Annotated in this window: 22 protein-coding genes; 8 read left to right on the top strand and 14 right to left on the bottom strand. The window is 72.9% G+C overall.

Annotation, left to right across the window (positions count from 1 at the left end):
* Position 1: 1 nt before the first annotated feature.
* Together FXF65_RS31570 and gabT are read right to left on the bottom strand one after the other, a co-directional pair.
* Positions 2-1702, bottom strand: coding sequence for an amidohydrolase (locus tag FXF65_RS31570; protein WP_148353690.1), 1701 nt, complete (start codon positions 1700-1702; stop codon positions 2-4).
* 163 nt (positions 1703-1865) lie between these two features.
* Positions 1866-3227 carry a 4-aminobutyrate--2-oxoglutarate transaminase gene (gabT, locus tag FXF65_RS31565; protein WP_148353689.1) on the bottom strand — a complete coding sequence of 454 codons (1362 nt, stop codon included), beginning with the start codon at positions 3225-3227 and terminating at the stop codon, positions 1866-1868.
* A 91-nt stretch (positions 3228-3318) separates the two neighbouring features.
* Between gabT and FXF65_RS31560 the strand changes: the two genes are divergently transcribed.
* Positions 3319-4815, top strand: coding sequence for a PucR family transcriptional regulator (locus tag FXF65_RS31560; protein WP_148353688.1), 1497 nt, complete (start codon positions 3319-3321; stop codon positions 4813-4815).
* Between the two features lie 4 nt (positions 4816-4819).
* Positions 4820-6247 (top strand): aldehyde dehydrogenase family protein, encoded by a 1428-nt coding sequence (locus FXF65_RS31555; protein WP_148353687.1) that lies wholly within the window; start codon positions 4820-4822, stop codon positions 6245-6247.
* Between the two features lie 6 nt (positions 6248-6253).
* On the opposite strand, the gene FXF65_RS31550 is transcribed toward FXF65_RS31555, so the two are convergent.
* The 3 genes from FXF65_RS31550 to FXF65_RS31540 all read right to left on the bottom strand — a co-directional run bounded on the left by FXF65_RS31550 (position 6254) and on the right by FXF65_RS31540 (position 10072).
* The gene (locus FXF65_RS31550; RefSeq protein ID WP_222868825.1) at positions 6254-7267 is read right to left on the bottom strand and encodes an alpha/beta hydrolase; all 1014 of its coding nucleotides are present in this window, start codon (positions 7265-7267) and stop codon (positions 6254-6256) included.
* A gap of 152 nt (positions 7268-7419) precedes the next feature.
* Complete coding sequence (locus tag FXF65_RS31545; RefSeq protein ID WP_246199259.1) at positions 7420-8673, bottom strand: cytochrome P450; 1254 nt, start codon at positions 8671-8673, stop codon at positions 7420-7422.
* A 10-nt stretch (positions 8674-8683) separates the two neighbouring features.
* Positions 8684-10072, bottom strand: a complete 1389-nt coding sequence (locus tag FXF65_RS31540; protein WP_222868824.1) for a glutamine synthetase family protein — start codon at positions 10070-10072, stop codon at positions 8684-8686.
* A 161-nt stretch (positions 10073-10233) separates the two neighbouring features.
* Between FXF65_RS31540 and FXF65_RS31535 the strand changes: the two genes are divergently transcribed.
* On the top strand, positions 10234-11022 hold the full coding sequence (locus FXF65_RS31535) for an acetoacetate decarboxylase family protein (protein ID WP_148353685.1): 789 nt from the start codon (positions 10234-10236) through the stop codon (positions 11020-11022).
* On the opposite strand, the gene FXF65_RS31530 is transcribed toward FXF65_RS31535, so the two are convergent.
* Positions 10974-11621 carry a hypothetical protein gene (locus tag FXF65_RS31530; protein WP_148353684.1) on the bottom strand — a complete coding sequence of 216 codons (648 nt, stop codon included), beginning with the start codon at positions 11619-11621 and terminating at the stop codon, positions 10974-10976. The genes FXF65_RS31535 and FXF65_RS31530 overlap by 49 nt on opposite strands.
* A 72-nt stretch (positions 11622-11693) precedes the next feature.
* Complete coding sequence (locus tag FXF65_RS31525; RefSeq protein WP_222868823.1) at positions 11694-12359, bottom strand: maleylpyruvate isomerase family mycothiol-dependent enzyme; 666 nt, start codon at positions 12357-12359, stop codon at positions 11694-11696.
* Positions 12360-12450: 91 nt separating this feature from the next.
* Between FXF65_RS31525 and FXF65_RS31520 the strand changes: the two genes are divergently transcribed.
* Entirely contained in the window at positions 12451-12891 is a 441-nt protein-coding gene (locus tag FXF65_RS31520) for a MarR family winged helix-turn-helix transcriptional regulator (RefSeq protein WP_148353683.1), read from the top strand.
* 88 nt (positions 12892-12979) lie between these two features.
* Here the strand turns inward: FXF65_RS31520 and FXF65_RS31515 are convergent, their stop codons facing one another.
* The gene (locus tag FXF65_RS31515; protein ID WP_246199258.1) at positions 12980-13783 is read right to left on the bottom strand and encodes an SAM-dependent methyltransferase; all 804 of its coding nucleotides are present in this window, start codon (positions 13781-13783) and stop codon (positions 12980-12982) included.
* Positions 13784-14069: 286 nt separating this feature from the next.
* Between FXF65_RS31515 and FXF65_RS31510 the strand changes: the two genes are divergently transcribed.
* Positions 14070-14642 (top strand): MarR family winged helix-turn-helix transcriptional regulator, encoded by a 573-nt coding sequence (locus FXF65_RS31510; protein WP_148353681.1) that lies wholly within the window; start codon positions 14070-14072, stop codon positions 14640-14642.
* 91 nt (positions 14643-14733) lie between these two features.
* The gene (locus tag FXF65_RS31505; RefSeq protein WP_148353680.1) at positions 14734-15666 is read left to right on the top strand and encodes a TIGR03619 family F420-dependent LLM class oxidoreductase; all 933 of its coding nucleotides are present in this window, start codon (positions 14734-14736) and stop codon (positions 15664-15666) included.
* Here the strand turns inward: FXF65_RS31505 and FXF65_RS31500 are convergent.
* Genes FXF65_RS31500 through FXF65_RS31490 form a run of 3 tightly spaced genes read right to left on the bottom strand, consistent with a single transcriptional unit; the run spans position 15663 to position 18849 of the window.
* Positions 15663-16511 carry a fumarylacetoacetate hydrolase family protein gene (locus FXF65_RS31500; RefSeq protein ID WP_148353679.1) on the bottom strand — a complete coding sequence of 283 codons (849 nt, stop codon included), beginning with the start codon at positions 16509-16511 and terminating at the stop codon, positions 15663-15665. The genes FXF65_RS31505 and FXF65_RS31500 overlap by 4 nt on opposite strands.
* The gene (locus FXF65_RS31495) at positions 16508-17413 is read right to left on the bottom strand and encodes a DODA-type extradiol aromatic ring-opening family dioxygenase (protein ID WP_148353678.1); all 906 of its coding nucleotides are present in this window, start codon (positions 17411-17413) and stop codon (positions 16508-16510) included. Before FXF65_RS31495 ends, FXF65_RS31500 begins: the two co-directional genes overlap by 4 nt.
* Positions 17401-18849, bottom strand: a complete 1449-nt coding sequence (locus FXF65_RS31490) for an aldehyde dehydrogenase (RefSeq protein WP_148353677.1) — start codon at positions 18847-18849, stop codon at positions 17401-17403. The genes FXF65_RS31495 and FXF65_RS31490 overlap by 13 nt, the downstream gene beginning before the upstream one ends.
* A 108-nt stretch (positions 18850-18957) precedes the next feature.
* Here FXF65_RS31490 and FXF65_RS44870 point away from each other — a divergent pair, with 108 nt between their 5' ends.
* A complete protein-coding gene (locus FXF65_RS44870) occupies positions 18958-20427 on the top strand; it encodes an aldehyde dehydrogenase (protein ID WP_222868820.1) in 1470 nt (489 codons plus the stop codon).
* A complete protein-coding gene (locus FXF65_RS44865) occupies positions 20424-21143 on the top strand; it encodes a gamma-glutamyl-gamma-aminobutyrate hydrolase family protein (RefSeq protein WP_222868819.1) in 720 nt (239 codons plus the stop codon). The genes FXF65_RS44870 and FXF65_RS44865 overlap by 4 nt, the downstream gene beginning before the upstream one ends.
* On the opposite strand, the gene FXF65_RS31480 is transcribed toward FXF65_RS44865, so the two are convergent.
* The 3 genes from FXF65_RS31480 to FXF65_RS31470 all read right to left on the bottom strand — a co-directional run bounded on the left by FXF65_RS31480 (position 21088) and on the right by FXF65_RS31470 (position 24068).
* On the bottom strand, positions 21088-21807 hold the full coding sequence (locus FXF65_RS31480; RefSeq protein WP_148353676.1) for a type 1 glutamine amidotransferase: 720 nt from the start codon (positions 21805-21807) through the stop codon (positions 21088-21090). The genes FXF65_RS44865 and FXF65_RS31480 overlap by 56 nt on opposite strands.
* A 159-nt stretch (positions 21808-21966) precedes the next feature.
* On the bottom strand, positions 21967-22584 hold the full coding sequence (locus tag FXF65_RS31475; protein WP_148353675.1) for a class I SAM-dependent DNA methyltransferase: 618 nt from the start codon (positions 22582-22584) through the stop codon (positions 21967-21969).
* Positions 22581-24068 carry a carboxyl transferase domain-containing protein gene (locus FXF65_RS31470; protein WP_222868839.1) on the bottom strand — a complete coding sequence of 496 codons (1488 nt, stop codon included), beginning with the start codon at positions 24066-24068 and terminating at the stop codon, positions 22581-22583. The genes FXF65_RS31475 and FXF65_RS31470 overlap by 4 nt, the downstream gene beginning before the upstream one ends.
* Between the last annotated feature and the right edge of the window lie 70 nt (positions 24069-24138).

Raw genomic sequence — 24138 nt, 5'->3', positions numbered from 1 at the left:
CTCACATGCCTTCGGTGCTGTGGACGACGCGGCCGTCGAAGACCGTCATCGCCACGGGGACGTCCGGGAGGTCGTGCGGGTCGAGGCCGGTCAGGCAGCCGTCGAGAACGGTGACGTCCGCCGCCTTGCCTGGTTCGAGGGAGCCCTTCCAGTCCTCGGCGAAGTCCTGCCACGCGGCGTTCGCCGTGTAGGCGCGGACGGCGTCCGGGAGGCCCACGCGCTCCTCCGGGCCGAATGTCCGGCCGCTCGCCTTGGATTCACGCAACAGCATCGCCGTGATGCCCTGCCGCCAGTTCGGGTAGGTGACGGGGGCGTCGGAGCTCGCCGTGACGGGGATGCCCGCCTCGATCGCCGAGCGCACGGGATACTGGTAGGCGGCCCGTTCGGGGCCCAGCATCTCCTCCAGCATGTCGACGATCGTCCATTTGATCGCCGGGTTCATGTTCGCGCCGAAGCGGTGCTCGGCGAGCTTCCGGAGGCTCTGCGCCCCCGGGAGGTCAGCGTGGATCACGTAGTGCCGCGGGTCGTCGCGCGGGTGCTCGACCTGCGCGGCCTCCAGCGCGTCGACGACGGCGTCCAGCCCCCGGTCGCCGGTGACGTGGATGCCGAGCTGGTGGCCCGCGACGTGGGCGAGCCTGACCATCTCGTTCAGCTCGCGGGCGCGCAGCGCGTCGGCCGCGCCGTGCACGCAGAGGCAGCCGAACCCGCCGCCGTCGTACTCGTCGTGCATCCAGGCGGTCTTGTTGGGCGGGGTGCCGTCCGCGAAGATCTTCACGCCGAGGACGCGGAGCAGCCGCGGGTCGACGTCCGCCGGGATCCGCGCGGCGTCGAGTCCGGCGGCGATCTCGGCCGCCGAACCGCCCATGCCGGTGAGCAGCAGCAGGACGCTGACCCGCGCGCCGAGGTCGCCGCCGCGGGCGAGGTCGGCGTAGACGTCCAGGGTGAGCTGGTCGGCGGCGCCCGCGAACAGGCTCTTGCCGCCCGGCCCGAGGCCCGGCTCGGTGAAGCTCGTGATGCCCTCGCGCTGCAGGACGGCGACCGCCTCGCGGATGGCCTGCTCGACCTCCGCGCGGGTGTAGGCGGGCAGCCGCCCCTGGACGAGTTCCTGGGCGCGCTCGGCGAGCAGCCCGGTCGGGTTGCCCGCGCCGTCGGCGTGGACGACCCCGCCCTCCGGCGCCACCGTGTCGCGGTCGACCCCGACCAGCTCCAGGGCGCGCGAGTTGGCCCAGGTCAGGTGGCCGGTGAAGTCCTGGAGGTAGACGGGGTGGGCGGGCGAGACCGCGTCCAGGTCGGCGCGGTCGGGCATCCGGTCGGCGTCCTTGCACTCGGCGAGGTAGCCGGGGTCCCAGCCGTACCCGCGGATCCACTCGCCCGCCGGGGTCGCGGCCGCGGCCTCCTTCACCGCCGCCTGGATGTCGGCGATCGACCGGACGGTCGGGAACCCGACGTCCAGCGCCAGCGGCGGACGGGCCACCCCGAAGGCGCAGCCGTGCAGGTGCGAGTCGTTGATGCCGGGAAGCGCCGTGCGGCCGCGCAGATCGACCACTTCCGTGCGCGGACCGGCCAGCGCGCGGATCTCGGCCGTGTCGCCTACCGCGGTGACCGTCCCGCCGGTGATCGCCAGCGCGTGCGCCGCGGAGAACTCCGCGTCGACGGTCAGGACCTCGCCATTCAGCAGCACCAGGTCCGGGGTTGCTTCCATCCTCCGCCCCTCCTTTGGGCCCAAACGTATTTGCGAACGTACGGGCCCGAAAGACGGAGGGTCAATAACGGGCGCATAACGGAGTGATGCCCTTCACAGACCCCCGTGCATGATGAAACCACCGGCCCTGCCCGAGGGTCGGTGGAATCGGGATCTTGGCAGGTCAGTCCGTGAAGGCGGCGTCCAGTACGGCGAGCCCGTCGGCGAGCAGCTCATCGGAGATCACCAGCGGCGGGAGGAAACGCAGCACGTTTCCGTACGTGCCCGCCGTCAGCACCAGCAGGCCCCGCTCGTGGCACCGCCGGGCGACCCGCGCGGTCAGTTCGGGGTCCGGGTCCTTCGTGCCGGGCCTGACGAGCTCGACGGCGAGCATCGCGCCGCGGCCGCGGACGTCCCCGATCGCCGGTACCCGTTCGGCCAGGGCGCGCAGCCGGGGCAGCATGACCTCCCCGATCCGGCGGGCGCGCTCGGTCAGCTTGCCGTCCTCGATCTCCTCCAGCACGGCGAGCGCCGCCTCGCAGGCCAGCGGGTTCCCGCCGTAGGTGCCGCCGAGCCCGCCGCCGTGGACCTTGTCCATGATGTCGGCGCGGCCGGTGACGCCCGCGAGCGGCAGCCCGCCCGCGATCCCCTTCGCCGTCGCGACGATGTCCGGGACGATCCCCTCGTGCTCGCAGGCGAACATGTCGCCGGTGCGGGCGAAGCCGGTCTGCACCTCGTCCGCGACGAAGAGGATGCCGTTCGCGCGGCAGAACTCGGCGAGCGCGGGCAGGAACCCGGGCGCGGGGACGATGAACCCGCCCTCGCCCTGGATCGGCTCGATCACCACGGCCGCCACGTTCGACGCGCCGATCTGCTTCTCGATCTGGTCGACGACCTGCGCCGCCGCCTCCGGGCCGCAGTTCTGCGGGCCGGTCGGCCAGCGGAACGGGTAGGCGAGCGGCGCCCGGTACACCTCCGGCGCGTACGGGCCGAACCCCTGTTTGTACGGCATGTTCTTCGAGGTCAGCGTCATCGTCAGCAGCGTCCGGCCGTGGTAGCCGTGGTCGAACACGACGACCGCGTCCCGGCCGGTCGCGTACCGGGCGATCTTGACGGCGTTCTCCACCGCCTCCGCGCCGCTGTTCACCAGGAACGAGCGCTTCTCGTGGTCGCCGGGCGTGATCCGGTTGAGGTTCTCGCAGACCGCGACGTACGACTCGTACGGCGCGACCATGAAGCAGGTGTGGGTGAAGCGCTCGGCCTGGGCCCTCACCCGCGCGGCGACGCGCGGGTTGGCGTTGCCGACGTTCGTCACCGCGATGCCGGAGCCGAAGTCGATCAGCGAGTTGCCGTCCGCGTCGACGACGACGCCGCCGTCCGCGTCCGTCACGTACACCGGCAGGACGCTGCCGACGCCCGGCGGCACCGCCGCCGTCCGGCGCTCGTGCAGTTCCCGGGAGCGCGGCCCGGGGATCTCGGTCACGACGCGGCGTTCCTGCGGAAGCCGGTCGCCGCTTGCGGGCAGGGCAGGGTCCTGGCTGGTCATGGCCCGAACATAGGCCGGACGCCGCCTACGATGAACAGTACGGGACGGCGAATTCCGTCCCTCCGGATGGACACTTTGCACAGGGATTGCGATGCCGCCCACTCTGGCCACCGTCGCCGCGCTCCCCCAGCTCGGCCTGCGCTCGCGCACCGGCCCGCTCCCGGAGACGCCGGTCGTCTGGGTCGCGGTCAGCGAGCTCGAGGACCCGACGCCCTTCCTTGAGGGCGGCGAGCTCGTCCTCACCACGGGCATGCGGCTCACCCCGGCGAACGCCGCCGCGTACGTGTCCCGCCTGGTCGGACGGGGTGTCGCCGGGCTCGGCTTCGCGGTCGGCGTCATCCACGACACCGTCCCGGCGGAGCTGCTCGCGGCGGCGCGGGCGCAGGGGCTCGTCCTGCTGGAGGTGCCCCGGCCGACCCCGTTCATCGCGATCGGCAAGGCCGTCTCGCGGATGCTCGCCGCCGAGTGGTACGAGGACGTGACCCGCGCGTTCCAGGCGCAGCGGGAGCTGACCCGCGCCGCCCTCACCGGGCCCGGCGCGCTCGTCGCCCGGCTCGCCCGGCTGCTCGGCGGGTGGGCGCTGCTGCTCGACCCGGCGGGGGACGTCCGGCACGCCGAGCCCGCCGCCGCCCGCGACCGCGCCGCCGCGATCGCGCCCGAACTGCCGCGGCTGCGCCGCCGTACGCCCGACGGCGGGACGGCCGCGAGCCTGGCCCTCGCCGTCCCCAACGACCACGTGGTCGTGCAGCGGATCGGGCTCGGCGGGCGGCCGCGCGGGTTCCTCGCCGTCGGGACGGACGCGCCGCTCCCGCACGCCGCGCACACCATCGTCGGCGCGGCCGTCGCGTTGCTGACGCTCCAGTCCGAGACCCCGCGCACCGGCCGCGACCTGCGGGCCTCGGTCGCGGCGCTGCTCCTCGACCGGCCCGGCGACGCCCCCGACGTGCCGCGCGGCCCGGTCCGGGTGCTGGCCTGCGCGGGCGGGCCCGCCGTCCCGGACGCGCTGGAGTCCGACCCCGCCGGGGCCCGCTGCCTGACGCTGCCGCTCGGCGGGCACGCCGCGGTGATCGTCCCGGACGGGCTGCTCGGCGCGGTCGAGCCGCTGCTCGCGGGCACCGGCCCGATCGGCGTCAGCGACCCGATCGGCATCAGCGACCCGGCGGGTGGCGACCTCCCGGCGGCGCTGCGGCAGGCGGAGGAGGCGCTCGCCGCCGCCGTCCGGGCGCGGCGGGACGTCCTGCGCCACGCCGACCTGCCCGGACAGGGCATCCTGCGGCTGCTGGAGCCCGGCCCGGCGGGCGCCTTCGCCGCCGCGCTCCTCGCACCGCTGCGGGACGAGGGCCTGATCGAGACCGTCCAGGCGTACGTCGCGGCGAACGGGCAGGGCGAGGCGGCGGCGCGGGCGCTCGGCGTCCACCGGCACACGCTGCGCTCCCGGATGCGCCGGGCCGCCGAGGTGCTCGGCCGCGACCCGGACGATCCGGCCGTCCGCGCCGAGCTGTGGATCGCGCTCGCCATCTCGTCCAGCCCCGCCCCGAGGATTGGACATCATGGCGAGTCGAAGCACGGCTCACCGGAGATAGCGTGAACGTATGAACGTGACTCCATTCTGGCTGGCCGGCCGGCCCGAGACCGGTGCCGGCGAGCTCACCGTTACGCACCCCTACGACGGCCGCGTGGTCGGGACGGCGGCCGTCCCGACGCCGGAGCAGGTGGAGGAGGCCGTCGCCGCGGCCGACGCGCTCCGGGCGCGGGCCGCCGCGCTGCCGCTGCACGTCCGGGCCGAGGCGCTCGCGCACGTGTCCGCGCGGCTCGCCGAGCGGTCCGAGGAGGTCGCCCGGCTGATCACCGGCGAGAACGGCAAGCCGCTGCTCTGGGCGCGCGGCGAGGTGACCCGCGCGGTCTCCACGTTCCGGTTCGCCGCCGAGGAGGCCCGCCGGTTCAGCGCCACCACGCAGCGGCTCGACACCGACCCCGCCGCCGAGGGCCGGATGGCCTACATCACCCGCGTGCCGCGCGGCCCGGTGCTCGGCATCTCGCCGTTCAACTTCCCGCTGAACCTCGCCGCCCACAAGATCGCTCCGGCGATCGCGGCGGGCACCCCGATCGTGCTGAAGCCCGCCCCCGCGACGCCGCTGTCGGCGCTGCTGCTGGGCGAGCTGCTCGCCGAGACCGACCTGCCCGCCGGGATGTTCTCGATCCTGCCGGTGCCGAACGACCGGGCGTCCGCGCTGGTGGACGACCCGCGCCTGCCGATCGTCTCGTTCACCGGCTCGGTGCCGGTCGGCTGGGCGATCAACGACCGCGCGCCGCGCAAGCACGTCACCCTCGAACTCGGCGGGAACGGCGCGGCCGTCGTCCTGCCGGACGCCGACCTCGACTGGGCCGCCAAGCGCATCGGGCTGTTCGCCAACTACCAGGCGGGGCAGAGCTGCATCGCCGTCCAGCGCGTCTACGTCGACCGCTCGGTGTACGAGGAGTTCGTGCCGAAGCTCGTCGAGACGGTCGGCGCGCTCGTCACCGGCGACCCGTGGGACGACAAGACCCAGGTCGGCCCGCTCGTCAGCCAGGAGGCGGCGGAGCGCGTCGAGTCCTGGGTGGACGAGGCCGTCGCCGCGGGCGCGAAGGTCCTCACCGGCGGCACCCGCGAGGGCGCGGCGTACGCGCCGACCGTCCTCTCGAACGTCCCCGAGGACGCGAAGGTCTCCCGCGAGGAGGTCTTCGGCCCGGTCATGCTCGTCCAGCCGGTGGACGGCGTCGACGAGGCGTTCGCGCTGGTCAACGACTCCAAGTTCGGGCTCCAGGCGGGCGTGTTCACCCGCAACCTCGACATCGCGTTCCGCGCGCACCGCGAGCTGGACGTCGGCGGCGTGGTGATCGGGGACGTCCCGTCCTACCGCGCCGACCAGATGCCGTACGGCGGCGTCAAGGACTCGGGCGTCGGACGCGAGGGCCTGCGGTCGGCGATGGCCGACTACACCGAGGAGAAGGTCTTGATCTTCACGGGGCTGCCGCTCTAGCCCGCGCTAGCCGCGTTTGCGGGGCCCCGCGTACAGACCCGTGCGCAGGGCCCCGGCCGCCTCGGACAGCGCCTCCCGGAACCGTCCGCCGAGCGACCAGGTGTTGGCGAACCCGTGGAAGAGGTCCTCCTGCCGCCGCAGCGCGACCGGCACCCTGGCCTCCCCCAGCCGTTTCGCGAACTCCTCGCCCTCGTCCCGCAACGGGTCGAAACCGGCCGTGACCAGATACGTCGTCGGGAAGCCGCTGAGATCCTCGGCCAGCAACGGCGACGCCTTGGGCTCAGCGCGGCGGCCGACGTCCGGGCAGTAGTGGTCGCTGAACCAGACCATGTCGGCGTCGGTCAGGTAGAAGCCGTCCCCGAACACCTCCCGGGACCTGCGCCGCACCGTCATGTCGGTCGCCGGGTAGATCAGCAGCGCGAAGTCGGGACGGCGTTCGGCGAGCAGCCCGACCACGGCGGCGAGGTTGCCGCCCGCGCTGTCGCCGCCGACCGCGATCGCGTCCGGATCGGCGCCGAGCGCCCCGGCGTTCGCCGCCGCGTAGGCGTAGGCGGCGAGCGCGTCGTCGGCCGCCGCCGGGTAGGGGTGCTCGGGCGCGAGCCGGTAGTCCACCGACAGGACGCGCACCTCCGCGTGCACCGCCAGATACCGGCACACCGTGTCGTGCGTGTCGAGGTCGCCGATGACCCATCCGCCGCCGTGGTAGAAGACGAGCAGCGGGGACCCGTCCGGCAGCCCGCGCGGCGTGTAGAGCCGCGCCGGAACCCCGCCCGCGTCCACCTCCTTCGCCCCCACCGGCCGCCCCGGAGCGCGCCTCAGATAGATCTGGCTCCGCGCGAGCCCGCCCCGCGCCGCCGCCACCGTGGGCGAACTCAGCTTCGAGCCCTCCAAGCTGATCAGCCGCAGAAGGAACTGGGCGTCCAGCGAAAGCTCCTGCCCCTCCAACCGAACCGGCGCCCCCGCGATCACCCGCCTGACCGGCCGCGGCAACCCGAACGCCGCCCGCAAGAACCCACTCACCACCGAAGGCGGAACCCTCTCCGCCACCCGCGCGAGCCCACTCTCCACGCCACCGCCACCCGCCATACGATCACCCTCCAGCGCCAGGCCAACGCCAACCCTACTTCCCAGTAGCTCGGGGAGTCGACGCCGCACTCGGCCGGCCCGTCCGTCTAGGCGCGGGTGATGGTCACGGGCATTTCCTTAATGCCGTTGACGAAGTTGGAGCGGACGCGGCGGGGCTCGCCTGCCAGGCGGATGTCCGCCAGGCGGGGTAGGAGTTCCTCGAACATGATGCGCATTTCCAGGCGGGCCAGGGCGGCGCCCAGGCAGTAGTGCGGGCCGCCCTTTCCGAAGGCGATATGGTCGTTCGGGGTGCGTGTGACGTCGAAGCGGTCCGGGTCGTCGAAGACGTTCTCGTCGCGGTTGCCGGACGCGAACCACAGCACGACCTTGTCGCCCTCCCGGATCCGCGCGCCGCCCATCACGGTGTCGCGGGTCGCGGTGCGGCGGAAGTGGTAGACGGGCGACGCCCAGCGCAGGAACTCCTCGACCGCGCCCGGCATCAGACCGGGGTCCTCGCGCAGGCGCTCGGCCTGTTCCGGGTGGTCGATCAGGGCGCGCATGGCATGCGTGATGGCGTGCCGGGTGGTCTCGTTCCCGGCGACGACGAGCAGCAGGAAGTAGTTGTCGAAGTCGCGCTCGGAGAGGGGCACGCCGTCCGCCGGGGGCTGGTTGACGAGGCGGCTGATCAGGTCGGCGCCCGTGCCGCCCCGGCGGCGGGCGGCGAGCTCGCGCCCGTACTCGAAGACCTCCAGGGAGGCGGGGCTGCGGAACGGGAGGTCGCGGTACCGCTCGCTCTCCGCGCTGTGCAGCAGGACGTCGGCGTAGTCGGGGTCGGTGTTGGCGATGATCCGGTTGCCCCAGTCGATGAGCTTGCGGGTGTCGCCGTCGGGGACGTCCAGCATCCGGGCCAGCACGTTGATCGGGAAGTCGGCGGCGATCTCCGCGACGAAGTCGAACGTGTCCCCGGTCAGGGCCGCGTCGAGGGTGCGGGCGGTGAGGCCGCGCAGGAACGTCGCGTACCCGGCGACGGCGCGGGGCGTGAACTCGCGGGACAGGAGGCGGCGCAGCGCCAGGTGGCGGGGGCCGTCCATCTCCAGCATGGAGCGGCGGATCCCGGCCTGGCGCTCGTCGACCTCCTCCAGGTTCACGAACTCCTCGGAGGTGAACGTGGCGGCGTCCCGGTCGGCGGCGACGATGTCGGCGTGCCGGGTCAGGGACCAGAAGCCGCGTCCGCCGTCCGGCTCGGGGTTCCAGTGGACGGGCGCGGCGCGGCGCAGTTCCGCGAACATCCGCCAGGGCGTCTCGCCGTCCATGAAGTTGTCCAGGTCGGCGAGGTCCACGGCCAGGGTCTCGTGCGGCAACCGGGCCCCCTCAGAGGTGGTAGGCGTACTCGGTGAACTCCCAGTCGGTGACGTGCCGGCGGAAGCGCGCGACCTCGTCCCGCTTGTAGGTCAGGAAGGCGGTGACGAACGGCTCGCCGAGCACGTCGGCGAGGGCCTCGTCGGCGGCGAGGGCGTCCAGCGCGGTCGGCAGGTCGCCGGGCAGGACGGGCGCCTTCGCGGCGTCGTAGCCGTAGCCCTCTAGCGGCGGCGGCGGGACGGCCTTGTCGCGGATGCCGAGGTAGACGGCGGCGATCAGGCCCGCGATGCCGAGGTAGGGGTTGGCGGACGCGTCCCCGAGCCGGACCTCCATCCGGGACGCCTCGCCCCGCTCCGGCGGGATCCGGACCATGGCGCTGCGGTTGTCGAGCCCCCAGTCGGTCAGCCAGGGGGCGAGGCTGTCGGGCCCGAACCGCTTGTAGGAGTTGATCGTGGGGTTGAGCAGCGCGGCGAGCGCGGGCGCGTGCTCCAGCACTCCCGCGATCGCGTGGTGGGCGACGTCTGAGAGGCCATCCGACGCGGTTCCCGGGGGGTGTGGGGGGTCGTCCCCCCGCGAGGGATCGGGGTGGGAGCCCGCGAAGACACTGCGGCCGTCGGCGTCCACACAGGAAAGGTGGACGTGGAACCCGGACCCGTCCTGGTCGTTGAACGGCTTGGCCATGAAGGTGGCGAGGCGTCCCTCCGACCGGGCGATCTCCTGGACGCCCGCCTTGAACCGGAACGCGCGGTCGGCGGCGTCGAGGGCGCCGGAGTGGTCCAGGTTGATCTCGAACTGCCCGCCGCCGAACTCGTGGTTGCCCATCGTGACGCCGAGGCCGAGGTCGCGCAGGTGCCGGAGGGTGCGCAGCAGGTGGCCCTCGGGGTCGCCCTTGCGCCCGGCGGTGTAGACGTTGCCGGTCGCGTCCGCGTACCGGCGCCAGCCGGTCGGCGAGGACGGGTCCGGGTCGCACACGTAGTACTCCAGCTCGGGCCCGGCGACGGCGTCCAGCCCCAGTTCGCCGAGCCGCGCGACGGCCCGCCGCAGCACCTCGCGGGGCGCCTCGGGGCAGGGGCCGTCGCCGTCCGGCTCGAACGCGTCGCCGACGCAGGACGCGACGCCGTCCTCCCACGGGATCGGGGCGATGGTGGACAGGTCGGGCCGGATGCGGATGTCCGGGAGCCCGGCGTCGAGCCCGCCGGGGACGTCGACCGTCCCGCCGCCGGGCGTCGTGTGGTAGACCGCGCGGCAGAACGACAGCCCGTGGTCCATGACCGCGGGCAGCCGCTCGACGAGCACGTCCCGCGCGCGCTCGACGCCGATCAGATCGGCGTAGGACACCCGGACCACGTCGATCCCGTCGGCGGCCAGCCGTTTCACCACGTCCTCGACCGGTCGGCTCACGCACACTCCCTCAGATCATTTGGACTCAAACCATATGGCGGCCGAGAGATTCCTGACAAGACTCCTGCCCCGAATGCGCTGATCACCAGCGCCGGAGTGGCGGATCCCGGCGGAACCAACTATCGTACGGGCCCAAACGACTTGGTTTCCGGGAGGACGTGGTGGCGACCGTGCGAGGCTTCCTGCACCCGAGGACGGCGACGGGCCGCTCGTCCCTGATCCCGAGCCCGCCCTGGCACTACTCGGGCGACCTGCTCACCGTCGAGTACCGCACGGACCCGGCCCGCGTCGCCGAACTGCTGCCCGCCCCGCTGTCCCCCGCCGCGGAGGACCCGGGCGCGGTCGCGATCATCTGGGCGGACTGGCAGTCGTGCTCGGCGTCCGGCGAGGAGCTGCTCGACCCGGTCCGCGCGCAGTACAAGGAGTGCTTCGTCGTCGTCCGCTGCTCCTTCGAGGGACGGACCTACTCCCGCTGCGTCTACATCTGGGTCGACAAGGACTTCGCCATCGCGCGCGGCCTGCACCAGGGATATCCGAAGAAGCTCGGCTCGATCCACCAGACCCGCCCGCACCCGTTCGGCCAGGGCGCGCCCCGCCTCGCGGAGGGCGGCCGGTTCGGCGCCACCCTCGCAGCCGCCGACCGCCGCCTGGCCGAGGCCGCGGTGACGCTGCGCGGACCGTCCGAGACGAACGGCTTCGTCAACGGCCACCCGATGGCGCACCACCGCTACCTGCCGTCCATCGAGCCCGGACAGCCCGCCGCCCTGGACGAGCTGATCGAGTCGGGCGCGGCGAGCTTCGAGGCGGGCCCGGCCTGGACGGGCGACGCCGACCTGACGCTCTACGACTCGCCCACCGAGGAGCTCTCCCTCCTCACCGTCGAGGAGCCCATCGCCGCGTACTACCGCCAGGTCGGCGTGGTCTGGGACGGCGGCCGCCGCCTGGCCTGAGCCCGGCGCCGGCAGTAGGCGACCGTGACGGCGGCGAGCAGCGGCCCCCACGCCACCAGCGGCGCGTAGGCGACGACCCCGAGCACGCCTTGCCAGTCCTGGAAGCCGATCGGGAAGTTGTCCGGCAGCGGGTCCCCCCGAACGGTCTCGTGGAGGACGAGGGCGGTCACGACGACGACCGTCCACAACACCGTCAGGATCGCCGCGCCCACGGCCGCCGGAATCACCGCCGCCGCCGTGGGGACGCGGCGTCCGCGCAGCCCCGGAATCCAGCGCGGGAACACCTCGCCCCACTCTGCGACGAGCCCGACCCCTAGGAAGGCCACCCCTTCCGACAGGATCGACAGCAGCACCACGTACAGCTCCATGGGCAGCCACGCCGGGACGTTGCCCCGTACGTCGCCGGACCCGAAGGCGTCACCGTCGATGATCGGCAGGTGGAGGGCGAACGCCGCGATCCGCCACAGCCCGGACGGCAGCACGGTGAACGGAATCGCCAGCGCCGCGATCCGCGCCCACCGGGGAACGCCCGCGACGGGTTCGTGCGCGGCTCCCCAGGCGGCGCGCAGGCGTGCGGGCGATGCGGTCACGAGGGTCATCGATGCCCCTTCCGGCGACGGTTCGTGGACGTCCCCAGTCCACCGCCGCACGCCGCGGGAGCTGATCACCCGTCAGCGCGGTGTCGCTCCCCCGGACGGGTGAGATCTCGCGCCGACCAACGCCGCGACGCCCGGCCCGTCGAGCCGCGCCAACGCGGCGTCGTCCCGCCCCGTGAGCAGCAGCAGAAGCGCGGCGATGGGACCGGAGACCTCGGGACCGTCGCCCACCGTCCAGTCGACGTCGACGGCGGTCAGCCGCACCCCGCGCAGCCGCCGCCGAGCGCGAAAGGGGAACCCGATCCGCCAGGTGATCTCCGCGGAACCGCGCGCCGCCTCCGGCGGCATGGCCCGCTCGATCCCGAGCGGGACGGCGATGTCCTGCCCGTGGACGAGGACGTCGAGCATCGCGTAACCGAGCTTCTGCCCCGGCGCGAGGCGCCGGGACCCGGACGCCTCCCGCAGAGCCGCCGTCAGCCGCTCCGGCGAACGGCGGGCGGCCTCCCGCCGGGCGGTGTTGTCGATCATCCGGTTGAAGCCGCCACCGGCCTTCACCGCCTCGACCAGCGTCCACCCGAGCCGGGCGCGCGGCCCGAGGCCCAGGTGGGCGGCCACCTCGCGGACCCGCCATCCCGCGCACAGCGAGGGCCGCTCCCACTGCTCGTCGGTGAGCCCGGCGAGCAGATCGGCCAGTCCCGCCCGCTCGGCGTCGATGACCCGCCACATGGCCGCAGCGTCCACACGCGCCCCGTCCTGATACGATCGGCCGACCTTTTTAGTCAGCTTCTCTGTCTAAATTAATTCGAATCTCTGACTAATGTCAAGGAGTCGCATGGCGGCCGAACCCAACATCGGCGTCCTGCTGTTCATCGCCTACCGGTCCATGGAGAGCCACGTCTTCGCGGAGCTGGCGGCGGCGGGCCACGACGACATCACGCAGGCGCAGGCCAAGCTCCTGCAGCGGGTGGACGAGGACGGTTCCCGGCTCAGCGACCTGGCCGAGTCCGCCCAGGTGACCAAGCAGACGGCCGGATACCTCGTCGACCAGTTGGAGAAGGCCGGATACGTGGAGCGCACGATCGACCCGGCCGACGCCCGCGCCCGCCTGGTCCTCCTGACCGCTCAGGCCCGCGCACTCCGCCCCGTGGGCGACGCCGCGGTCGCCGAGGTGGAGGCCCGCTGGACGGCCCATCTCGGCAAACGCCGCATGGACCAACTCCACGACATCCTCACCCGCCTCCGCGAGATCACCGACCCCTACCTAGACCACTGACATCACCGGCCGAGGTTCACGGTGCCCCGTACGCAGGCCGCCCCCATCACGTCTGGCGAACCCGAAACTGCGCACACACCGAAGCGAGCTAAGAAGACTTACGAGCCACCGCGGCATATCCGGCGACTACCTTGGGCTCTCCCCAGGGCGTGTGCTCAGGACGCCACCGAGACATCGACACCACGCCCGGCTCCAGGACGTCCAGCCCCTCAAGGAACGAGCGAATGGCGTTCCGCCCTCGCGGAACCATCGGATTCGCGGACTTCTGGTTCCACTCGGCCTGCGCCTCCTCCTGAGCGGTCTCTCCCGCGTCGAAGTCGAGCGTGGCATGCGTCATGACCAGATAACTGCCCGGCGGAACCGCGTCCATCAGCCGACGCAGGATGAGTTGAGCCTCCCGGTCCTCGTGCACGAAATGCATGATCCCCAGCAACATGATTCCGACCGGCCGCGAGAAGTCCAGCGTCTCGGCGGCCCGCTCCAGAATCCCGCCCGGATCACGAAGGTCGGCCTGAATGTAATCGCACTCACCCTCGGGGCTACTGCTCAGGAGCGCCCGAGCATGCGTGAGAACCAGCGGATCATTATCCACGTATACGATCCGTGACTCCGGAGCGACCCGCTGCGCCACCTCATGCGTGTTGTCCATGGTCGGCAGCCCGGTACCGATATCCAGAAACTGGCGGATCCCGCCTTCACCGGCGAGATGCCTCACCGCCCTCCCGAGGAAGGCGCGGTCAGCCAGCGCGATATCCACGATCTGCGGGAACATGGCCTGAAACTGCTCGGCCGCCCGCCGATCGACCTCATAATTCTCCTTGCCGCCGAGTAAGAAGTTCCAGACCCGTGCCGAATGCGGAACGGACGTGTCGATACGAGGCGTCTCCGACAACGCCACCACCTCCCGGAGTGATCAACTAGCAGGACAACCTAGCGATCAAGACTCCGGAGAGCGCCCCCCGCCACCGATCTGACCGTAGGTGGACGAAGCGGACATGCCCGACCCGATCGCCGCGCCTGCCCCCAGCGCGCACGGGCCCCCAGCGCGCACGGGCCCCCAGCGCGCACGGGCGGCCCCTCGTCAAGCCCGCGCGGTTTTCCGAACCGCGGGGATCGTACGGAGCCAAACGAGGCCCGGTAAGGGGTAGATTCACATTCTGTCCAAAGAGAGGACGCACGTGACCGGGCATCACACACTGCAAGAGACCGAGCAGGCCATCCAGCGGCGCCTCGGCGACGTCCCCCTGCGGCACGACGCGATGATGGCGGTCTCCAACATCTACCGCGCCGCCGCCGCCATCCGCCAGCACTTCGAGAGCTCGGTCCTGCGCGGCGCCGACCTGACCTGGACCGCGTTCGTCGTCCTCTGGGTCGTCTGGATCTGGGACGAGATGGAGACGCGCCACGTCGCCGAGGAGGCGGGCATCTCCAAGGGCACGCTCACCGGCGTCGTGAAGACCCTGGAGGGACGCGGCCTGATCGAGCGCGGCTCGCACGCGACCGACGGACGGCTCGTCCTCCTGCGCCTGACCTCGAAGGGCCAGGAGCTGATGCGCGGCCTGTTCCCGGCGTTCAACGCCGAGGAGGCGTTCGTCGTGGAACGTTTGAGCACCGACGACAACAAGGAACTCGCCGAGACGCTCCGCTCCGTCATCGAGCACCTGGAGGACGGGGGCGAGCAGCGCCGGGCGGCCCTCCGCGAGCAGTCACCGCCCCCGCCCCGCCGGTCGGGCCGCCGCTCCCGCACCTGAACCGAGACGGCCCCCGAACAGCTTCCCGCCGGCTCCCGAACAGCTCCCGGCACCCCTTGCCCGCTATCGTTTGGGCCCATACGATACCGGGATGACGCCACGTTTCGTGCTCGTGCTCAGCGAGAACTGGACCCTGACCACCGGCCGCGACCTGCCCGTCCTCGTCCGCTGGGCGCGGGAGGCGGAGGACGCGGGCTTCGACGCCGTCATGGTCAGCGAGCACATCGTCCTAGGCCCGGACGCGGGCGCCAAGGGCGTGATGGGCAACCCCCGCGACTACGCCTACCCCGGCAACCAGGACCCCTTCACCCCGTGGCCGGGCTCGCTCATGCTGCTCGGCGCGATCGCGTCCGCCACCACCCGGATCAGGCTCGCCGCGGCGGCCGTCCTCGCCCCTCTCCGCCACCCGCTGGCCCTGGCCCGCGACATCGGCACGCTCGACCTCCTCTCGGAGGGGCGCCTCGTCGTCCAGCCGACCGTGAGCTGGAGCCGGGACGAGTACGCCGCGATGGGCGTCCCGTTCGAGAAGCGGGGCGCGATCCTGGACGAGCAGCTGGAGATCTGGGACCTGCTCTGGCGCGGCTCCCCCGTCTCCTACTCCGGGACCCACTTCTCCTTCGAGGACGTCTACTTCGAGCCTCGCGCGTACCGCGAGGACGGGCCGCGCATGTGGTTCGGCGGGCAGCACCTCCACGACCGCCTGCTGGACCGCCTCGTGAAGTACGGGCACGGCTTCCACCCGCTGGGCCGTCCGACCCCGGACGAGGTGGACCGCCTGAAGACCGCGATGTCCGCCGCCGGCCGCGACGCCGCCGACCTGGAGATGATCGGGGGCTGCCGCCCGGTGTTCCCCGCCGACGACTCCGTGTCCCCGCTCGAACCGGCGCTGGAGAGCATTCCCGCGCAGCTCAAGCAGGGGTTCACGACGTTCTGCATCAAGCCGTCCCAGTTCACGGACGACCCGGACGCGGTAGGCGCGTTCTGCCGCGAGGTGGTGAACCGCGCGGCAGCCCTGACCTCCTAGGAGGAACGCGGCGGGCGGATCCCGCGGAATTCCCAGTCCCCACCGAGCACGGTGGACATGACCTCCTCCGACTCGGTGGGCTGGGCCCCGCAGTCGTCCCGGATCGGCACGGGCCCCGCGACGATGTGGTTGCGGAGCCGTCCGAGCCCCTCCGCCTCGACCTCCACCACGTCCCCCGGCTGGACGGGACGCGAGTTGGCGGGCGTCCCGGAGAGCAGCACGTCCCCGGGATAGAGCGTGATGGTGCGGGCGATGTCGGCGACGAGGTAGTGCATGTCCCACTCCATCTCGTCCGTGCTGCCGTCCTGGACGAGTTCGCCGTTCACATACGTCCGCAGGTACTTCCCATGGAAGTCCCAGTCAGTGACAAGACCGGGCCCCAGGGGACACAGGGTGTCGGAGCCCTTCACACGCAGCATCGACCCCGCATCCGTGTCGCGGAAGTCGTGCAGCCCGTAGTCGTTCGCGACCGTGTACCCGGCGATGTAGTCCCCGGCCTCCTTGGGCGACACGTTCCGCGTCGTCCGCCCGATGACGATCGCGATCTCGCCCTCGTAGTTGAGGTACTTGCACCGCTCAGGACGAACGACCGCCCCGCCATGCGAGTTCAACGCAGAGATCGGCTTGTGAAAGTAAGTCGGAGCGGACGGCAGCTTCGTCTGGAACTCCTCGACACGGCTCCGATGGTTCAGGTGCACCGCCACGACCTTGGACGGCTCACAAGGCGGCAGATGCACGGCGTCGTCGACCCCGACCCGCCGCCCGTCCCCGCTGACGAGCTCGTCGCCGTCCCGGACGACGGCCGTGGCGGCGCCGTCCAGCAGGATCCGTCGGTACTCGGTCATCGGCTGGTCCATCCGTTCTCGGGCCGGTCGAACCAGATGTGCACCTGGCCGGTTCCGACGGAGTTCTCGTACTGGCTGTACTGGCGTCCCGGGGCGCTGCAGGCGTGCTCGCCAAGGGCGCCGATCATCATGAGGTAGTGCCCGAAGCGCGCCTCGGGCTTGAAGGTCAGGAACTCCGGCATGGCGTCGAGGACGCGCCCGTGGTCGCCGTCCTTCAGCCACGCGATGCGCTGCTCGTCCGCCGCACGCGCCTCCGGCGTGAAGATGTGCTCGGGCCCGGACGCCTCGTGGTCGCGGATCACCCGCAGCGGCCAGAACGTGTGCGACAGCGCGCCGGACGCGATCAGCAGGACCCGCCGGTCGGTCTCGGCGATCGCGTCGCCGAGCGCCCGGCCGAGGCGTAGGAAGTCCTCGGTGTCGGCCGTCTGGCACACCCCGATCGACATCCACCGCTTGCCGGGCAGGCCGAGGTAGGGGTCGTCGCGGACGCCGAGGTGCGTCCACAGGTTCACGGTCGCGTAGTAGATCGGCAGGTAGGGGTCGTCGACCGGGGTGATGTACGTCCCGTGCTTGCCCGCATACCGGGCGACCGCCCGCGCCAGCTCCGGATCGCCCGGGAAGTCGTACGGCATGCGGCACATGCCGCGCGGCAGCTCCTCGGACGTGTACAGCCCGGCGCGCCGCTCCTGAGCGGTCGTGACGAACTCGACGGTCGTCGCCCAGTGCGAGTCGAGGACGACGACGGTGTCGTAGTCGTCCTTCTCGAACACGTCCAGGCGGAGGCGCTCCAGCCCGGAGACGAGCGTGGTGTCCTCGCCGTTGTTCAGCTCGCGCCGGGTGACCTCGGGGAGCACGATCGTGGGAACGTGCGCGAGGAGCCCCGCGCCGACTATTTCGCCCATGGCGCCGTCACCGTGTTCTTCAGGTCGCAGTAGAAGTCGAAGCTCCAGTCGCCGCCCTCGCGTCCCATCCCGGACTGCCGGGACCCGCCGAACGGAGCCTTCAGGTCGCGGACGAAGAAGCAGTTGACCCACACCGTCCCGGCCACGAGCCGCTCGGTGACGCGCCGCGCGCGCTCTGGGTCGCCCGTGGCGAGGGTGGCGGCGAGCCCGAACCGGGTGCCGTTCGCCATGGCGACGGCCTGGTCCTCGGTGTCGAACGTCTGGAGCGTGAGGACGGGCCCGAAGACCTCCTCGGTGAGGATCTCGGCGCCCTCGGGCGCGCCCGCGAAGAGCGTGGGCCGGTAGTACAACCCGCCCAGTTCCTCGTTGGGACCGCCGCCCATGAGGGCTCGCGCCCCGTCCGCCTTGGCGCGCTGGACGAAGCCGTCCACGCGTTCGAGGTGGCGGCGGTGGATCTGCGGGCCGATGTCGGTGGTCTCCTCCCGCGGGTCGCCCTGCCTGATCCGCCCGGCCTTCTCCAGGAAGCGCGCGGTGAACTCGTCCGCGATGGACGACTCGACGAGCAGCCGGGTCGCGGCGAGGCAGACCTGCCCGGCGTTGTCGTACTGCTCGACCGCCAGGTCGACGGCGAGGTCGAGGTCGGCGTCGGCGAAGACCAGCAGCGGCGACTTGCCGCCGAGCTCCAGCGACAGCGGCGTCAGGTTGGGCGCCGCGGCGGCGGCGATCGTCCGGGCGGTGGGGACCGACCCGGTGAAGCTGATCCGCCGGACGTCCGGGTGCGCGGTCAGCGGCCCGCCGACCTCCGCGCCATAGCCCTGGACGACGTTGAAGACCCCGTCCGGCAGCCCGGCCTCGGCGGCGATGTCGGCGAGCAGCGACGCGGTCAGCGGCGTCCACTCGGCGGGCTTCAGCACGACCGTGTTCCCGGCCGCCAGCGCGGGCGCGATCTTCCACGTCGCGAGCATCAGCGGAGCGTTCCACGGGGTGATCAGCGCGCACACGCCCGCCGGGTCCCAGCTGACGTGGTTGGTGTGCCCGCGCGTCTCGAAGTCGTCGTGCCCGAGCTTGAGCAGCCAGTCCGCGAAGAACCGGAAGTTGTGCGCGACCCGCGGCATCACGCCGCGCCGGTGCGACCTGATCAGCGCGCCGTTGTCGGCCGTCTCGACCTGGGCGAGCTCCTCGATCCGCTTCTCCACGCCGTCGGCGACGGCGTGCAGCAGCCGGGCGCGCTCGTCCCGGCTCGTCCGAGCCCAGGCCGGGAAGGCGCGGTGGGCGGCGGCGACCGCCGCGTCCACCTCGGCCGCTCCGCCCCGCGCGATCTCGGCGAGCGGCGTCTCGCCGATCGGCGAGACGTCGGTGAACGTCCCCGCCGACCGGACGCGCTCGCCGCCGATCCAGTGCCCGGGGTCGACGGCGACCCCCGCGACGGTTGCCATCGCTCCACCTCCATATTGTTTGGTCCCAAATAATCTAGGAAGCGGGGGTGCGATGGTCAAGCCGCGGCGACTACTGTTCGGGATCAAACGAAATTTCGAGGAGGGCCTGTGAACGACGTCCCGTACGAGGAGTGGCGCGCCCGCGCCGCCGGGCTCGTCCCGTACACCGGGCACCACGTCGGCGGCGTGTTCACCGGCACCGGCGCGACGCCGGTCGTCTCGCCCCGGGACGGCAGGACGATCGCGCGCGTGGCGGCCGCCGGGACGGCCGAGGTCGACGCGGCCGTCGCCGCCGCCCGCGCCGCCTTCGACACCGGCCCGTGGCCCCGCCTCTCCCCCGCCGAGCGCAAGGCGGCCCTGCTCCGCTGGGCCGACCTGGTCGAGCGCGACCGCGCGACGCTCGCCCTCCTGATCAGCCTGGAGATGGGCAAGCCGATCAGCGAGGCGTACGGGATCGAGCTGCGCGCGGTGATCAACTGCCTGCGCTGGTACGCCGAGGCCGCCGACAAGCAGCTGGACGAGTCGCCGCGCACCGCGTCCTCGTCGCTGGCGCTCGTCACCCGGGAGCCGGTCGGCGTCGTCGCGGCGGTCGTCCCGTGGAACTTCCCGCTGACGATGGCCGCGTGGAAGCTCGCCCCGGCCCTCACCGCCGGGTGCGCGGTCGTCCTCAAGCCCGCCGAGGAGTCGCCGCTGTCGGCGCTGCACCTGGCCGCGCTCGCCACCGAGGCGGGGCTGCCGCCCGGCGCGTTCAACGTCGTCAACGGCCCCGGCGAGGTGGCCGGACGCGCGCTCGGCGAGCACCCGGGCGTCGACGTCCTCGCCTTCACCGGCTCGACGGAGGTCGGACGCCATTTCCTCCGTTACGCGGCCAACTCCAACCTGAAGCGCGTGTGGCTGGAACTCGGCGGGAAGTCGCCGAACATCATCCTCCCGGACGCCCCCGATCTGGAGGCCGCCGCCGACACCGCCGCATGGGGCATCTTCTTCAACGCGGGCGAGATGTGCACGGCGCCGTCGCGGCTTCTCGTCCACCGCTCGATCGCCGCCGAGGTCGTGGACCGCGTGGTCGCCCGCGCCGAATCGCTGCGCACCGGCGACCCGCTCGACCCGGCCACCGAAATGGGGCCGCTGGTCTCCGCCACGCACCATTCCCGCGTCCTCGCGCACATCAGGGCGGCGCAGTCGGACGGCGCCCGGCTGCGCACAGGCGCGGAGGTCGACGGCCGTTTCATCACCCCCACGGTCTTCGACCAGGTGAAACCCGAAATGCGGGTGGCGCGGGACGAGATATTCGGGCCCGTCCTCGCCGTTCTCGAATTCGACGACGTGGACGAGGCCGTCGCGCTCGCCAACGACACCGACTACGGCCTGGCCGCCGCCGTCTGGACGTCGAACCTCTCCACCGCGCACCGCGTCTCCCGCGCCCTCCGCGCCGGGACGGTCTGGGTCAACTGCTACGAGGAAGGCGACATGAGCGTCCCGTTCGGCGGCGTCAAGCAATCGGGCCACGGACGCGACAAATCCCTGCACGCCCTCGACAAGTACACCGACCTGAAGACGACGTGGATCGAACTGTGACCGGCCCGACCCGCCCGCTGATCGCCCTTCCGGCCCGTTTCTCCGAGTCGGCGTCCGCGCTCCGCTACCGGGCCGAGGTCGCGGCCCGCGCCCTGGTGGAGGCGGTGTTCCAGGCGGGTGGCGAGCCGTTCGTCATGCATCCGGCCGCGCCGTTCGACGCGTCCCGGCTGGCCCGCTGCGACGGCGTCCTGCTGCCGGGCGGCGGCGACCTGCACCCGCGCCACTACGGCGAGAAGACCGAGCACGAGGCCCTTTACGACGTCGACGACGAGCAGGACGAATTCGACCTCGCGCTCGCCGCCCACGTCCTGGAGGCGGGCGTCCCGACCCTCGCGATCTGCCGGGGACTGCAAATCGTCAACACCGTTCTCGGCGGGACGCTCAACCAGCACATGCCGCGAGACCACCGCCACAAGGTGCATTCGGTGAACGTGAAGCCCGGCACCCTTCTGGCCAAGACCCTCGACACCGAGGAGACCGCCGCCTCCTGCTATCACCACCAGTCGATAGCGACCCTGGCCCCCGCCCTGACCCCGACGGCGTTCGGGTTCGACGGGACGATCGAGGGCGCGGAACTGGCGGAACCGGGGCATTGGTTCCTGGCCGTCCAATGGCATCCCGAGGACACGGCCGCCACCGACCGGACACAGCAGGCGCTGTTCAGCGCCCTTGTTCAGGCGTCTGCCCGTTCGTCCGCTCAAGGAAGGCGTCGATGAGGGCGAAGGTGCGGCGGGTCGATTCGGCCTCGTCCCGCTGAACCGACGCCAGCACCGCGTCGGGGTCGATGCCCCTTGCGCGCATCAGCGCGGCGGCGCCGTGCGCCGACCAGAGCCCGAACTCCTCGGCCGTGATCTCGGGGTGGAACTGCACGCCCATGGAGCGTCCGAGGACGAACGCCTGCGAGGAGACGGCGCTGCGCGCGACCTCCACGGCGCCCGGCGGCAGCACCCACCGGTCGAAGTGGAACTGGAACCAGGGACCGGGGCCGACGATCGAGGGGTCGTCCGTTTCGACGTCCACCCAGCCCATCTCTGGGCTCGGAGACCGTTCCACGGCCCCGCCGAGCGCCGCCGCGAGCGCCTGGCCGCCGAAGCAGACCCCGAAGACCGGGACTCCGGCGCGGTGCGCGGCGGCGAGCATCCGCAACTCGGGCTCGACCCACGACGCGACGGCCGGGTCGTACACCGACCAGGGCGCGCCCATCGGGACGATCAGATCCCACTCCGCCGGGTCGGGGAAGTCGAAGGTCACGCCCGGTGCGTGCTGCCGCTCCTCGGGCACCACCATCAGCTCGGCGACCTCGTACCCGTGATGGACCAGCCGCTCCCCGACCGGCCCGGACGGCGACACATGATCATGTTGTAGCAGCAACGCGCGCACGGCACCCCTCCCGGACCAAATCGTAAGCCCCCAAACGACCTTTCCCGTACGGATTCGCCGCGATGCGTACGGTGGCCGCTTCACTCCGAATCGTCCCCGAATCGGGGCCACCCGGAACGGGGAGCGGCGGGAGGGCGCGGCGAGGCCGCGCCCCCGCGCTCAAGGCTTGCGGAATATGAGGTGGCCCGAGGGGACGCGCTCGCCCTCCAGGGCCGCGCGGCCGACGCGGCACACCTCCACGAGGCCCGTCTCGGCGAGCAGGGCGGCCATCGGCTCCAGCGGCCAGAGGTAGGCCCGCGCGACCCGGTGGTCGTGCGGGACCGGTTCGTCCCCGTCGCAGGACTGGAACCCGATCAGCAGGTGCCCGCCGGGGACGAGCACCCGGTACAGCTCGGCGAAGATCCGCGGCAGGTCGTCGGGGGCGACGTGGATCGTCGAGTACCAGGCGAGGACGCCGCCGACGCTCTCGTCCGCGAGGTCGAGCGACGCCATCGTCCCCACGTCGAAGCGCAGGCCGGGGTGCTCGGCGCGGGCCAGCTCGATCATCTCCGGGGACAGGTCGACGCCGAACGCGTCCAGTCCGAGCGACACCAGGTGGCCGGTCAGCCGCCCCGGCCCGCAGCCGAGGTCGGCGACGGGGCCGAGGCCCCGGACCAGGTCGGCGAACGCCATGAGCATGGCGCGGTCGAGCGTCATGTCGGCGAGGGCGTCGCGGAAGGTGTCGGCGTAGAGCTGGGCGACGGCGTCATACGCCTCGCGCGTGGCGGATTCGGTCATGGGCCCGCACGGTAGCGCGCCTGCCGGGACGCCGCCGTGCCGGGCGCGAGGCCCGCCAGCTCGCGTCCGACGGCGGCGGCCGCGCGGCGGCAGAACGCCTCCGGCTCGTCGGCGGCGTCAGGACGCTCGTCCACGAGGACGTCGGCGAACCCGTCGCGGAGCAGGTCCGCCGACCGGACGCCCTGCGCCGCCGCCAGCTCGTCCGCGCGGGCCGGGGTCCGGTGGACGATCAGCGACGCCCCCTCCGGCGGCAGCGGCGCCAGCCAGCCGTGCCGCGCCACGAGCACCCGGTCGGCGGGCAGCAGGGCGAGCGCCGCGCCGCCCGCCCCCTCGCCGAGCAGCAGGCAGAGCGTCGGCGCGGGCAGCGTGATCAGGTCGGCGAGGCAGCGCGCTATCTCCCCGGCGAGGCCGCCCTCCTCCGCCTCGGCGGACAGCGCGGCGCCCGGCGTGTCCACGACGGTGACGAGCGGCAGGCCCAGCCCGGCGGCGAGCCGCATGCCGCGCCGCGCGACCCGCAGCCCGGCCGGGCCGAGCGGGTTCCCGGCGCGCCGGCCGACCCGGTCCTGGCCGACGAGGACGCACGGCGCCGCGCCGAACCGGGCGAGCGCGAGGACGATCCCCCGGTCGGCCTCCCCCTGGCCGGTGCCCGACAGGGGCGTGACGTCCGCCGCGCCGTGCCGCAGCAGGTCGCGGACGCCCGGACGGCCCGGCCGCCGCGACCGCTCGATCGACTCCCACGCCGCCGTCTCCGGCACGGCGGCCGGGACGAGCGGCACGGGCGGGGCGGCGGGCGGCGGGGCGCCGCACAGGACGTCCAGCGCGCGGGCCGCCACCTCGGCCAGGTCGTCGACGCCGACCACGGCGTCCAGCAGCCCCTTGGCGGCGAGGTTCTCGGCGACCTGCACGCCCGGCGGGAACGGCTCGCCGCGCAGGCCCTCGTACACGCGCGGCCCGAGGAACCCGATCAGCGCGCCCGGCTCTGCCGCCGTGACGTGCCCGAGCGACCCCCAGGACGCGAACACTCCCCCGGTCGTCGGATGCCGCAGGTAGACGAGGTAGGGCAGCCCCGCCGCGCGGTGCGCCGCCACGGCGGCGGTGATGCGCGCCATCTGCACGAACGCGGCCGTGCCCTCCTGCATGCGGGTCCCGCCGGACGACGGCGCGGCGAGCAGCGGCAGCCGCTCGGCGGTGGCGCGCTCGACGGCGGCGACGATCCGGTCGGCGGTGGCGAGGCCGATCGACCCGGCGAGGAAGCGGAACTCCGACACGACGAACGCGACGCGGCGGCCGCGCAGCCGCCCCTCCCCGGTGCGGACGGCCTCGTCGCAGCCGCTGCGCTCGCGGGCGGCGGCGAGGTCCCGGCCGTAGGGCGAGCCGGGCTCGGGCCCGGCGCGGGGCGGGACGTCCCAGGACGTCCACCGGCCGCCGTCGAGCACGCGGCGCAGCAGCCCGGTCGCGCCGACCCGTTCCGTCACGTGCTCCATCATGACCGTGAGGGCTGGTCAGGGGCCGTCCGGGGTGGACACTGGAGGCACCGTGGCAGAAGGGACGTCG

The organism is Actinomadura syzygii, from assembly GCF_008085905.1.
Classification (GTDB): Bacteria; Actinomycetota; Actinomycetes; order Streptosporangiales; family Streptosporangiaceae; genus Spirillospora; species Spirillospora syzygii.
The sequence above is the reverse complement of the archived record's forward strand: the minus strand, read 5'-3'. Positions and strand labels throughout refer to the sequence as shown.